Annotated in this window: 10 protein-coding genes and 2 pseudogenes; 8 read left to right on the top strand and 4 right to left on the bottom strand. The window is 37.1% G+C overall.

Annotated elements, in window-relative coordinates:
- Positions 1-527: 527 nt before the first annotated feature.
- On the bottom strand, positions 528-1598 hold the full coding sequence (gdpS, locus tag N9R04_RS03910) for a GGDEF domain-containing protein GdpS (RefSeq protein ID WP_262855237.1): 1071 nt from the start codon (positions 1596-1598) through the stop codon (positions 528-530).
- Positions 1599-2185: 587 nt separating this feature from the next.
- Here gdpS and N9R04_RS03915 point away from each other — a divergent pair.
- Positions 2186-3256 (top strand): glycosyltransferase family 4 protein, encoded by a 1071-nt coding sequence (locus tag N9R04_RS03915; RefSeq protein WP_262855238.1) that lies wholly within the window; start codon positions 2186-2188, stop codon positions 3254-3256.
- A gap of 133 nt (positions 3257-3389) precedes the next feature.
- Here the strand turns inward: N9R04_RS03915 and N9R04_RS11425 are convergent.
- A pseudogene (locus N9R04_RS11425) lies at positions 3390-3482 on the bottom strand (helix-turn-helix domain-containing protein); the annotation flags it as partial.
- Between the two features lie 39 nt (positions 3483-3521).
- A pseudogene (locus N9R04_RS03920) lies at positions 3522-3653 on the bottom strand (transposase); the annotation flags it as partial.
- 110 nt (positions 3654-3763) lie between these two features.
- Here N9R04_RS03920 and N9R04_RS03925 point away from each other — a divergent pair.
- Positions 3764-4354, top strand: a complete 591-nt coding sequence (locus tag N9R04_RS03925; protein ID WP_262855239.1) for a baseplate wedge protein 53 — start codon at positions 3764-3766, stop codon at positions 4352-4354.
- Between the two features lie 336 nt (positions 4355-4690).
- Here the strand turns inward: N9R04_RS03925 and N9R04_RS03930 are convergent, their stop codons facing one another.
- Positions 4691-5329: a YigZ family protein gene (locus tag N9R04_RS03930; protein ID WP_262855240.1), complete on the bottom strand. Its 639-nt coding sequence runs from the start codon at positions 5327-5329 to the stop codon at positions 4691-4693.
- 155 nt (positions 5330-5484) lie between these two features.
- On the opposite strand from N9R04_RS03930, the gene fakB1 reads away from it, so the two are divergent.
- From fakB1 to secA, 6 genes are all read left to right on the top strand, one after another.
- Positions 5485-6348: a fatty acid kinase binding subunit FakB1 gene (fakB1, locus tag N9R04_RS03935; protein WP_262855241.1), complete on the top strand. Its 864-nt coding sequence runs from the start codon at positions 5485-5487 to the stop codon at positions 6346-6348.
- A 165-nt stretch (positions 6349-6513) separates the two neighbouring features.
- A complete protein-coding gene (locus N9R04_RS03940) occupies positions 6514-7782 on the top strand; it encodes a helicase-related protein (protein ID WP_262855242.1) in 1269 nt (422 codons plus the stop codon).
- 214 nt (positions 7783-7996) lie between these two features.
- The gene (locus N9R04_RS03945) at positions 7997-8452 is read left to right on the top strand and encodes a ComF family protein (RefSeq protein WP_306439807.1); all 456 of its coding nucleotides are present in this window, start codon (positions 7997-7999) and stop codon (positions 8450-8452) included.
- Positions 8453-8517: 65 nt separating this feature from the next.
- A complete protein-coding gene (gene hpf / locus N9R04_RS03950) occupies positions 8518-9099 on the top strand; it encodes a ribosome hibernation-promoting factor, HPF/YfiA family (protein WP_262855244.1) in 582 nt (193 codons plus the stop codon).
- A gap of 414 nt (positions 9100-9513) precedes the next feature.
- Positions 9514-9693, top strand: a complete 180-nt coding sequence (locus N9R04_RS03955) for a hypothetical protein (protein WP_262855245.1) — start codon at positions 9514-9516, stop codon at positions 9691-9693.
- Between the two features lie 619 nt (positions 9694-10312).
- A complete protein-coding gene (secA, locus tag N9R04_RS03960) occupies positions 10313-12844 on the top strand; it encodes a preprotein translocase subunit SecA (protein ID WP_262855246.1) in 2532 nt (843 codons plus the stop codon).
- Positions 12845-12909 lie beyond the last annotated feature (65 nt).

Raw genomic sequence — 12909 nt, forward strand, 5'->3', positions numbered from 1 at the left:
GTAAGATAGGGTTCATAATATTATTCTGACAAACGTAGAAAGACAGGGGGCTGGGACATAATGGTCTTTGACTAGAGAGAAAGAGACTGGGAGATAAATCCACGCCTCTTCAACATCTCGGCAGTAGATGACTGATTTGAAAACGCGCTTGTATCAAGCTTTTTTCAATTCTAGTCATCCTTGCCGGGGCGGGACGACGAAATCTTTTTATTCTAATTAGATTTCTGTCCCGCTCCCCTTTGTATAGGGTGATAGATGAAAGATGTTAAATCGCTCGTCGTTCTAAATACTTTAGACGTAGTCAAACGATTGACCTGTATTTCCAAATGAATTGCGATATGTTGATTATTAAAACCGTGTAAGAAAAAGTCTGAGCGAATTTACAGTGAAAATTCCTTTGCTTTAAGTAGAATGAAGTAGCTATATTTCTAATGCGACATTTTACATCGCTTGTGCTTCTATGATTGAACATAGAATGAAATTGCTATTACATTTTTATAATTTTTAACGTAGAGAAATTGAATAGGCTAGACTTTAACTATAGGATTAAACATAACTTGGTTACGACCTTCACGTTTAGCCACGTGTAACATATCATCAGCATCTTTGAAGACTTTCCTTTGAGATTTATAGTCTTCAGAAGTTAAATAACCTACTCCGATTGAAACGGATAATTTAATAACTTCTTTGTTTGGTAAATGGAATGAGGATTGTTCTACCCCTTTGCGAATGCTTTCGCCTAGTTTCACACAGTGATCTAGTGAGTAATTTCGTAGCACAATAGAGAACTCTTCGCCGCCATTTCTAAAGATGCTGACTTGATCTGGTACATAATTAACAAGTAACTGTGCCATTTGTCTTAGCACCGCATCTCCAGCTTGATGGGTGTAAGTATCATTCACATCTTTGAACCCATCTATATCAATGAGAAGCAATCCTAATCCTTCTCTATTACTTTCAGCTAACTTAGAAGTTTCATTAAGATGTCGATCAAACTCTTTAACATTACCTAAACCTGTTAAATAATCAAATTTGTCTTCATTTTCATAACGATTTACTAGTGAAAAGAAATGCCATATATCTAAAAATGTTAATGAAGCAGTAATCGTTAAGACGAATGAGATAGGCGTTAAGAATGCCAGTTGAGTTAATTCGTAATATGAGCTTATCAACGATAGTATAAACAGTACGATAAGACTGACTAAATTGAGTAGTTGAATAGATGCGAAGTCACTTTGTTTTAAGAAAGGTCCTATAGCACTTACTATGCCTGCAATCACTATTAACGTAACGCTTCCGACGTAATCATAATGGAAGACGAGTAAACTTACTATTGAAACGATTACAGCTGACGAAATAGTGAAAATGAAATTTGTATAACGACCTAAAAAAAGTAACGGGACAAACGTTAAGTAGAGTTCATACCGATCCATTAGTGGTATGGGATTGACTGCGAGTAAAAGGGCTATAATGGTCATTAGTATAGTAAAGTAAATTTGAGAAAAGACCATATTTTTATTCTCCGAGTATTGTAAACGATGGAATAAATATATACCAGCTACTGTCACAGCCACATTATAAATTATAGCTTCAAACATAAGTATTTCGCTCCTTTTGAACTTCCTTTGTTATTGTAAGTGAAAATAGTTCATTTGTCATTTCTGTCTCTACTTATTTGCGACTATCAAATAGATATGGATTGTATTAATTAAAGTATTTACGTTATTATATCTTCAAGTGACTTATTGTAGGGTGGTAAAGTACAATAAGATTAAACGTAGGAGAAGTTGAGACATAACGTTTTTTGCTCTGGGAAACCGGTGAACGGCGTCCCAACAGCAGGGTTGTAGACAGAAACGCTCACGAGTAGGGAGTGGGACAGAAATCTAATTTGAACAAAAAGATTTCGTAGTCCCGGCCCGGCAAGGATGACTAGAATTGAAAAAAGCTTGATACAAGCGCATTTTCAAATCAGTCATCTACTGCCAAGATGCTGAAAGAGGTTGAGACATTACATTATCTCCCAGGCTCTTTCTCTCTAGTTAAAGACCATTATGTCCCGGTTCTGTTTAAATCCTATACGCTTTGGTCCCGACCTCGAGCAGATATCATTATTAGTTTTAGTAACTATGTGTTCTAAAACGTTAACTTCAGTGAAGTTTATCAAAATTTTGAAGGTGAACTGATGTATACATTATTACTTGTTATTTTTACCATGATAGTCAGTTTAATAATTACTCCTATAATCATAAAGATTTCTTATAAATTAGGTATAGTAGACAGACCTAACTATAGAAAGATCCATAAGAAACCTATCTCAGTGTTAGGCGGTACAGTTATCTTATTCTCATTCCTAATAGGTATATGGTTAGGCCATCCTATTGAAACTGAAGTCAAACCACTCATCATAGGGGCTATCGTTATCTATCTCGTCGGTTTAATAGATGATATCTACGATTTGAAACCTATCATTAAGTTGTGTGGGCAAATCGCCGCAGCGTTAATAGTGGTGTGTTACGGTGTAACTATAGACTTTATTTCTTTACCGATTGGTCCGACGATTCATTTTGGTATTTTTAGTGTACCTATTACAGTGATTTGGATTATAGCGATAACGAATGCCATTAATTTAATAGATGGATTAGATGGGCTGGCTTCAGGAGTTTCAGCTATCGCGTTACTAACGATTGGATTTATAGCTATTTTGCAAGGGAATATCTTCATCATTATGATTTGCAGTGTGTTGTTTGGCACGCTGTTAGGCTTTTTAGTATTTAATTTCCACCCAGCTAAGATATTTCTTGGCGATAGTGGTGCGTTACTTATAGGATTTATCATAGGGTTCTTGTCTTTACTAGGCTTTAAGAATATTACGTTTGTATCGTTGTTCTTCCCGATTGTTATTCTTGCAGTGCCTTTCATAGATACATTGTTTGCCATGATTCGTAGGGTTAAGAAAGGACAACATATCATGCAAGCAGACAAGTCACATTTGCATCATAAGCTCTTACAATTAGGTTATTCGCATAGACAAACTGTCATGTTAATTTATTCAATAGCATTGATGTTTAGCTTATCGAGTATCATCTTGTACTTATCCCAACCTTGGGGCGTGCTTATGATGTTTATTCTCATCGTAGTTACTATTGAACTCATCGTAGAGTTTACAGGGCTGATTGATGATGACTATCGTCCATTATTAAAATTGATTGAACATCGAGAGAGAAAAAATAAAAGCAAAGATGTAGGGGAGTGAACTACTCACCACTTAGCACAACCTAACGATTCTTACCGCTTAAAGTGGGAGCTTCTTGAGGATAGTGCGTACTTATAAGTGATTTCTTTCTTCACAGCGGTTGCTCTCATTGACCAAGCTATTCCCATAGTTTCTATGGTTCTTGATTCTCTTTATGTTGAGTACGGGCACAACCAGAAGACTTAGCGAAGAACGTTTCTTGTTCTTTAGTTGGATGGATTCTAAATTGATATGCTTAGCGTTGTTCCGTAAGCTAGTCACTTTATTATTTATGATTATGACCTTGATTCTGAATATATTTTTTTAACGTCAATGGGGCACCACCTGTTGTTAAAAGACAGAAACTGTTAGACCAAAATATTTCTTTACATAGGAACTGCTTTACTCTAGGCCAGTTGAGGTCGGGACATAAGGCTGAGACATTACATTATGTTCCAGCCTCATAGATGTATCTGAAATGGTGGATTTATTAAAAGAAAACCCCGAAATAATTGTGAGAATTAATAAATGAGGAGAATAACGAGTAAATATATGACAAATAATGATAGCATGCAACTTATAACAGATTTATCAGATTTAGAAGAACGTATTCCGAAAAATGATGTAGTACGTATAGTGAAACTTATTGTTGATAGTGTACCAGAAACAAAGTTTGATGTTTGTGAAGAACGATTTGGTATGAGTGTCTACTACTCTAAAATAATGCTCAAAATTATTTTGTATGCCTATACACAATCTAAATACTCGGGTGAAGAAATTGAGTTAGCACTAAGGGACAGCACTAGAATGATGTGGTTAGCTCAAATGCATGTACCAACATTTGATTTTATCAATCACTTTCGTAGTATCGATAAGATAAATAATTTAGTGCAAACTTTATATATTAATTTGAGGTCGAATTTAATTAAACAACAATTAATTGACACCAAAAGTGAATACGTGGATATCGTGAAAGAAAATGCCTTAATTGATAAACAATTATTTGTTTGGAATGAAAAATTTGAAGAAAACAATAATTACAATCAAGAATCAAAAGAAGTATATCAAGAATTGTTGAATACTAAAATTTTGCCATCAATCAAATACGAAACAGAATAGTAATAAGAAAACCAGTAGTATCTAAACACAAATAATGAAAACTTAATAAACAATATTTTCTGAGGCTGGGACATAAATCCCAGCCTCTTCAACATCTTGGCAGTAAATGACTGATTTGAAAATGCGCTTGTATCAAGCTTTTTCAATTCTAGTCATCCTTGCCGGAGCGGGACTACGAAATCTTTTTATTCAAATTAGATTTCTGTCCCGCTCCCAATTTATTATGAAGAAAGACTGACGATCAGTTTGTGTGTGCTCAGTTTGACCTAGTGATTGAGAGCCAACAATTTGAAGTGAAAGCAGGTAAGAATGAAATTTAAGACTATGAGTAATCGATTATTTAGTGTCGATATCAAAAGGCAAACGCATCGGTTCGTCCTTAGTCAGCTCATAATTACCAGATGTAATACGATTGAGGAAGTCGATGAATTGATCGTAATCTTCTTCCACCACATCGATATGGTAGCTCACCCTGTCAGTATAAGAGGTGTCACGGTGTATAAAAGGGGTAGAATCTAACTCATATTCGAGCTTTCCGGTTAAATCGTAGCCAATAGTGACCGTTGTGGGTATCGCGCTACGCAATTCAACACGTCCGACATCATAGATGACATCTCTAACTGCTCCACTATAGGCGCGAATCAAACCGCCACCACCAAGCTTAATACCACCAAAATAACGCGTTACTACCACGCAGGCGTTATGTATGTTGAGTTTCTTCAAGATTTCTAACATAGGAACGCCGGCAGTTCCACTCGGTTCTCCATCGTCATTTGCTTTTTGAATATTCATTTGGTCGCCTATGGTATAGGCAGAACAGTTATGTGTTGCTTCATGATGCGCCTTTTTAACTTCGGCTATAAAGGCTTTAGCTTCTTCTTCGGACTCTGTAGGTTTAATATGAGCAATAAAACGTGATTTATTGATGACGTTCTCTATCTTATGCGCCTCTTTAATTGTGATGATTGGTTCCACTCTATTCTCTCCCTTTAAGCATCTGAAGACAGATTTAAATTGTTAGTATCCCTATTATACACTGAAGTAATACGAGGTTGAAATGTAAAAAAAGCAATTTTATTTTACCTTAAAATACGGTATGATTATGCTAAGTATAATTTAGGAGGATTATGATGAAGATTGCTGTACTGTCAGACTCAACCAGCTATCTCCCACAAGAAATAATTAATAAATATCAGATAGAAATCGCACCGTTAAGCGTGACATTCGAAAACGGAGAAAATTATATAGAAAATGAGACATTGTTCGCTCCAGAATTCTATCAAAGAATGCATGCGGAGAAAACGATTCCAACAACGAGTCAGCCAGCAATTGGAGAGTTTATTAAACGCTATGAGAAGTTAAGAGAAGAGGGTTATACAGATGTCATTGCTATCTTCATCTCATCAGGTATAAGCGGTTGTTATCAAACAGCTACTCAAGCGGCAGAAATGGTTGATGGTATTAATGTATATGCCTTTGATACGAAACTCGCCGCTATGGTGGAAGGCGGTTATATTCTGAGAGCCATAGAAATGATTGAAGGTGGGTACCGACCAGCTGAAATCATAGATGAACTTTGTGCTATGCGTGAGGATACAGGGGCTTTTCTAATGGTTGATGATTTGAAGAATTTACAAAAAAGCGGACGAATTACTGGTGCCCAGGCATGGCTAGGTACGTTATTGAGAATGAAGCCTGTGCTCAAATTCGAAGATGGTTTAATAGTGCCGGAGGAGAAAGTTAGGACTAAGAAGCGCGCTTTAAAAACTGTAGTGAAAAAGGTCTTAGATCGAGTAAAAGACTACGAAGAATTGACGTTATTTGTGATTAGTGGAGATGTAGAAGAAGATGGTAAATGGATTTATAAACAAGCTAAAAAAGAGCGTCCAGATGCGCATATCATCTATTCTAATTTCGGGCCTGTCATTGCCGCACACCTCGGTTCTGGTGGTATAGGTTTCGGTTACACTGCACGTAAGATTAAAGACAATTAAATAGAGACTAAAAGGTTGAAACGGAAGTGTTATTAAGAGTAGTACCCGCTTTAAAGTAGAGAGTGTTAATTATTGGTACTAAAAGGCGAATTACTACTTAATTAAACAGTCGTTTCAATCTTTTTTGTTAAGGAGGAATTATTCATTAAATATTATGGTAGATTAATGACCGACAAAACCCTGTTGACTACGGAGGCGATTGCACGTGAATCTACAGGAGTAGTTGTAGAAGGACACAGGCATAAGTGCATCCAATGTGGTAACAAGCACGAAGCGTGGTTTCATCACTATTACTCTACGACGCATCAAAGGGAAATAACGTATTGTAGAAAGTGTCTGCAGCTCGGTCGAATGGACAACTTCAACACTGTGATCATAGTAAAGACACATCAAGAAAGCAGTCTGGCCCCTTACTCGCTTCCTTTTAATCTGTCAAAGCAACAATTATATGCCTCTCAAAAGGTGGTTGAGGCAATAAAGAAGCGGGAGGATCTATTGCTTTACGCTGTCACTGGAGCAGGTAAGACTGAAATGATCTTTGAAGCAATTCAACTCGCTCGACAAAGAGGCGATAATGTAGCTGTAGTCTCTCCGCGTGTAGATGTAGTCATCGAGTTGAGCTATCGCATTGTGGAAGCATTTGAGTTAGAAACTATAGATGTCTTGTACCAAGGTATGACACAAAAAGGAAATGGGCATTTTGTTATAGCTACCACTCATCAATTACTCCGATTTAAATCACATTTTGATACTATTTTTGTCGATGAAGTAGATGCATTCCCGCTCTCACAGGACCCTAGTTTATGGCATGCGATAAACGAAGCAAGCAAATCAATTCATAGCCATATCTATATGAGCGCTACTCCAAATAAAAGCTTATTAGCACAATTCACTTCAAACCAAATCGTGAAGCTACCAGCTCGGTTTCACAGATACCCCTTACCTTTACCAAAGTTTAAACTCTTTAAACTCAATCCTTCCAAAAAGCAATTACACTTTTACCAACTACTCGTTAAACAAATAGAAAAGGGTCGTTATACTTTAGTCTTTTTTAACCATATTGAAACAATGCAGCAAACTTACGACATTTATAAGAAGCATATTGAAAGTTTGATTTGTGTTCATAGCGAAGATGCGCTGCGTCATGAAAAAGTTGAGGGATTACGCAGGGGGAAACATCGCGTCGTATTTACTACCACCATTCTAGAACGCGGCTTCACTATGGCAAAGTTGGACGTAGTAGTGATTAATAGTCATACTTTCAGTAAAGATGCGCTAGTTCAAATAGCAGGACGAGTCGGTCGGAAAAAGGAGTGTCCGACAGGAGATTTTTGGTTCTACCACGAAGGTCTAACAATGAAGATGATACAAGCTAGAAATGAAATTAAGAAGATGAATAAGTTAGGCCGTGCGAGAGGGTGGTTACGTGAATAGATGTGCGCAATGTTTGGAACACTTTGAGGAACCTATAACGATATTGAACTTCTATATGAAAGCAGAAATATTGTGTCAGCGTTGTAGAAGAAAGTGGAAGGAAATGAAGATCAATTTCTCAAATCTCCAACGCTGTCCTAGATGTTTAAAGCGCTTATCTTTAGATGAGGAGCATTGTTTAGATTGTCAATTTTTAACTCGCAAATTTCACTTAATGGATAAGCTTTATTGTGATAATAATTATGAAGGTATAGTGAAAGAGACGATACATCAATATAAGTTCTTGGGCGATGTAGCACTGGCTGACGTCTTAGCTGCTCAGATTCGATTACCTAACGAAACATTTGATTTCATAGTACCTATACCCTCACCATTTGAAAGAGACTACCAACGTACATTTAATCCGGTTAGAGAAGTCTTAAGAGCTAAAAAGGTGAATTATACTGAAATGCTGAGTACTATAGTAAGACCTAAGCAATCAAGTTTGAGTAAAATGGTACGAGCACAAGCTCAAAATCCTTTTAAGTGTACCACGAGTTTAAATATTGCAGGTAAATCAGTTCTCTTAGTCGACGACATCTATACTACGGGGTTAACTGTTCATCATGCAGCAAGCCTTTTATATATTAGAAAAGTCAGAAAATTAGGAGTGTTAACGTTTGCACGGTAGGTAGAAAGTGGTATTATAAATGTAAGGAACAATAATTAAAAGAGGTTTTAAAGGAGTCGATGATAATGATTAGATTTGAAATTCACGGAGAGAACCTCACTATTACTGATGCGATTCGTAACTATATTGAAGAGAAAGTAGGTAAGTTAGAACGCTATTTTAATAACGTTCCTAATGCTACAGCACATGTTAAAGTTAAAACGTATCAAAATTCAGCTACGAAGATTGAAGTTACTATACCTTTGAAGAATGTAACTTTAAGAGCTGAAGAAAGACATGATGATTTATATGCTGGCATTGATTTAATTAACAGTAAATTGGAGCGTCAAGTTAGAAAGTATAAGACACGTGTGAATAGAAAGAATCGTGATCATGACATTCAAGATGTCTTTGCTGCGTTACCAGATGATCAAGAAATTAAGAACACTTATAATACTGAAGAAGAACATAAAGATGAAGATGATATCGAAATCGTCCGTTCTAAACAGTTTAGTTTAAAACCGATGGATTCTGAAGAAGCAGTCTTACAGATGAATTTGCTAGGACATGATTTCTTCGTCTTTAATGATAGACATACAGATGGTACAAGCATAGTGTATAAACGTAAAGATGGTAAATATGGATTAATTGAAACGACTGAAGAATAATTAGCGACTCTGTTAAAACCTATAGATGAGCTATCAAAGTGATTACAGTACTTTGTTTAATTAAGACGAAACGCTTCTATTAGCCTAGGTTTAGTAATTAAACTCAACATTTTAGTAGTGTCACCATCCGCAAGTGACTAATCACTATAACTTATACACGCATGTAAGAACAGTGAACAATTTCAATAACGTATTTAAGAGAGAGGTCAGGACAAAAATGCTTAGGATGTGAGCCGGGGCCCCAACACAAAGAAACTGGTTCATCAGTTTCCACCAGCAATGCGAGTTGGGGCGGGGCCCCAACAAAGAGAAACTGGGACATAATGTAATGTCTCAACCTCTTTCAGCATTTTGGCAGTAGATGACTGATTTGAAAATGCGCTTGTATCAAGCTTTTTTCAATTCTAGTCATCCTTGCCGGGGCGGGACTACGAAATCATTTTATTCAAATTAGATTTCTGTCCCGCTCCCAACAAGCACAGCAAGTTGGGGTGGGGCCCCAACAAAGAGAAACTGATAATTCAGTTTCTACAAGCACTGCGAGTTGGGGTGGCCCCAACACAGAGAGGCTCGGACATAAAGGTCTTTGACTAGAGTGAAAGAGGCTGGGACATAAATCCCAGCCTCTTTCGGCATCTTGGCAGTAGATGACTGATTTGAAAATGCGCTTGTATCAAGCTTTTTTCAATTCTAGTCATCCTTGCCGGGGCGGGACTACGAAATCTTTTTTATTCAAATTAGATTTCTGTCCCGCTCCCTTCAGCATCTTGGCAGTAGATGACTGATTTGAAAACGCGCTTGTATCAAGCTTTTTTCAATTCTAGTCATCCTTGCCGGGGCGGGACTACGAAATCCTTTTATTCAAATTAGATTTCTGTCCCGCTCCAGAATCGTAAGCGTTTCTGTTGATAATCTTGCTTATGGGGCTGTTAATCGGTTTCCCAGAGCGCAGAAGCTTTATGTCCTAACCTCTTTTCTTTTTTTTATTTATAAGTTTGAGCGATATATATAATAGAGCTAATCTAAATAAATGTTAACTGCAAGGGGTTACACCTCTAATGGACTTTTAAAAGTAAATATGAAATTTGGAGGTACTTCTGTAAAAATTTAGAAATAATTATACTAGTGTACTACAGTACAATTTTAGTGTTATAAATGATATGATTAATTGTTGTAAAGCTTATATGTTATTAAAGCTAAAGGAGCGAACGTAATGGGTTTTTTATCAAAACTAGCTGATGGCAATAAGAAAGAAGTGAAACGTTTAGGCAAATTGGCTGACAAAGTTCTTGCACTTGAAGAGGACGTCGCCATTTTAACTGACGAAGAAATAAGAGAGAAAACTAGAGAATTTCAGGAAAAATTACATGCTGAAGAAGATGTGAAGAAACAAAATAAAATGTTAGATGACATTTTACCGGAAGCATATGCCCTCGTACGCGAAGGGGCGAAACGAGTATTTAATATGTCGCCTTATAGAGTTCAAGTAATGGGTGGTATAGCTATACACAAAGGTGACATAGCTGAAATGAGAACAGGGGAAGGTAAGACGCTCACTGCCACGATGCCTACTTATTTAAATGCGCTTGCTGGACGTGGCGTACACGTTATTACAGTAAACGAATACCTTTCAAGCGTTCAAAGCGAAGAAATGGCTGAATTGTATAATTATCTAGGATTAAGCGTGGGACTCAATTTAAATAGTAAAACGACTGCAGAAAAACGCGAAGCCTATGCTTCAGATATTACTTATAGTACAAATAATGAACTCGGTTTCGACTATCTTAGAGATAACATGGTTAATTACGCTGAGGAACGCGTTATGCGACCACTGCATTTTGCAATTATTGATGAGGTAGACTCTATCCTGATTGATGAAGCACGTACACCACTTATTATTTCAGGTGAAGCAGAGAAATCAACTTCGCTCTATACTCAAGCTAATGTGTTCGCTAAGATGTTGAAGAATGAAGAAGATTATAATTATGATAAAAAGACGAAATCAGTTCAGTTAACAGAACAAGGAATCGATAAAGCTGAGCGTATGTTCAAGATAGATAACCTTTATGATGTGAAAAATGTTGAAATTATTAGCCATATCAACACAGCTTTAAGAGCGCATGTAACGTTGCAACGTGACGTCGATTATATGGTCAACGATGGCGAAGTATTGATTGTTGACCAATTCACAGGACGTACGATGCCAGGTCGTCGTTTCTCAGAAGGCCTTCACCAAGCGATTGAGGCTAAAGAAGGCGTACAAATTCAAAACGAATCTAAGACTATGGCCTCTATTACTTTCCAAAACTACTTCAGAATGTATAACAAGCTGTCTGGTATGACCGGTACAGCTAAAACTGAAGAAGAAGAGTTTAGAAATATTTATAATATGACAGTTACTCAAATTCCTACAAATAGACCTGTCCAACGTGTAGATAAACCAGATTTAATTTATATTAGTCAAAAAGGTAAATTCGACGCTGTAGTGGAAGATGTCATAGAAAAACACAAACAAGGTCAACCTATTCTACTAGGTACAGTAGCGGTAGAAACAAGTGAGTATATTTCTAATCTACTTAAAAAACGTGGTATTCGCCATGATGTACTCAACGCGAAAAATCACGAACGTGAAGCTGATATCATTTCTAAAGCTGGACAAAAAGGCGCAGTTACAATAGCTACCAATATGGCTGGACGTGGAACAGATATTAAGTTAGGTGAAGGTGTTGAAGACATCGGTGGCTTAGCTGTTATAGGTACTGAGCGCCATGAGTCGCGTCGTATAGATGATCAGTTACGGGGACGTTCTGGTCGTCAAGGCGATAAAGGTGACAGCCGTTTCTATTTATCTCTTCAAGACGAACTCATGGTGCGTTTCGGTTCAGATCGCTTGCAAAAAATGATGAATCGTCTTGGCATGGACGACTCTACACCAATCGAGTCAAGAATGGTATCACGTGCAGTTGAGTCAGCTCAGAAACGTGTAGAAGGTAATAACTTCGATGCTCGAAAACGTATTCTGGAATACGATGATGTGTTACGTAAACAACGTGAAATTATTTATAGTGAACGCAATGATATCATCGATAGTGAATCGAGTGACGAGCTCGTCCAAGGAATGCTGCGTTCAACGCTTGAAACAGCTATACGTTATTATGTCAATGAAGATGAGGACGAGCCAGATTATGATCCATTTATTAATTATGTTGATGATGTGTTCTTAAGTGAAGGCGATTTAAAGGTTGAGGAAATCAGAGGTAAAGATAGTGAAGATATCTTTGATGTAGTTTGGGGCAAAATTGAAAAAGTCCTAGACGGTCAACGCGAGAAAATCGGTGATCAATTCAATGAATTTGAACGCATGATCTTACTTCGTTCTATCGATACACACTGGACTGATCATATTGATACGATGGATCAGTTGCGTCAAGGTATTCATTTACGGTCATATGGTCAACAAAATCCACTTCGTGACTATCAAAATGAAGGACATCAATTATTTGATAATATGATGCAAGCTATCGAAGAAGATGTAAGTAAATACATTCTTAAATCTGTCATCACGGTTGAAGATGATGTGGAACGTGAGAAGACGAAAGACTTAGGTAAAGCAGAACACGTTAACGCAGAAGATGGTAAAGAAAAAGTTAAACCGCAACCTTATGTAAAAGGGGAAGAAGTAGGCAGAAACGATCCTTGTCCTTGCGGTAGCGGTAAAAAGTACAAGAACTGTCATGGAGCATAACTTTTAACTTAAGACCACTTTGATATACTGTCCTCAATTAATTTGGATTGCTTGACCATAAGGCA

It is taken from the genome of Staphylococcus marylandisciuri (genome assembly GCF_025519785.1).
Classification (GTDB): Bacteria; Bacillota; Bacilli; order Staphylococcales; family Staphylococcaceae; genus Staphylococcus; species Staphylococcus marylandisciuri.

What these genes read in the sequence shown, in the direction of transcription:
- N9R04_RS03940 (WP_262855242.1), top strand. Translation starts at nt 6,514, where the DNA reads ATGACCGACAAAACCCTGTTGACTACGGAGGCGATTGCACGTGAATCT.
- secA (WP_262855246.1), top strand. Translation starts at nt 10,313, where the DNA reads ATGGGTTTTTTATCAAAACTAGCTGATGGCAATAAGAAAGAAGTGAAA.
- hpf (WP_262855244.1), top strand. Translation starts at nt 8,518, where the DNA reads ATGATTAGATTTGAAATTCACGGAGAGAACCTCACTATTACTGATGCG.
- gdpS (WP_262855237.1), bottom strand. Translation starts at nt 1,598, where the DNA reads ATGTTTGAAGCTATAATTTATAATGTGGCTGTGACAGTAGCTGGTATA.
- fakB1 (WP_262855241.1), top strand. Translation starts at nt 5,485, where the DNA reads ATGAAGATTGCTGTACTGTCAGACTCAACCAGCTATCTCCCACAAGAA.
- N9R04_RS03915 (WP_262855238.1), top strand. Translation starts at nt 2,186, where the DNA reads ATGTATACATTATTACTTGTTATTTTTACCATGATAGTCAGTTTAATA.
- N9R04_RS03945 (WP_306439807.1), top strand. Translation starts at nt 7,997, where the DNA reads ATGGATAAGCTTTATTGTGATAATAATTATGAAGGTATAGTGAAAGAG.
- N9R04_RS03925 (WP_262855239.1), top strand. Translation starts at nt 3,764, where the DNA reads ATGAGGAGAATAACGAGTAAATATATGACAAATAATGATAGCATGCAA.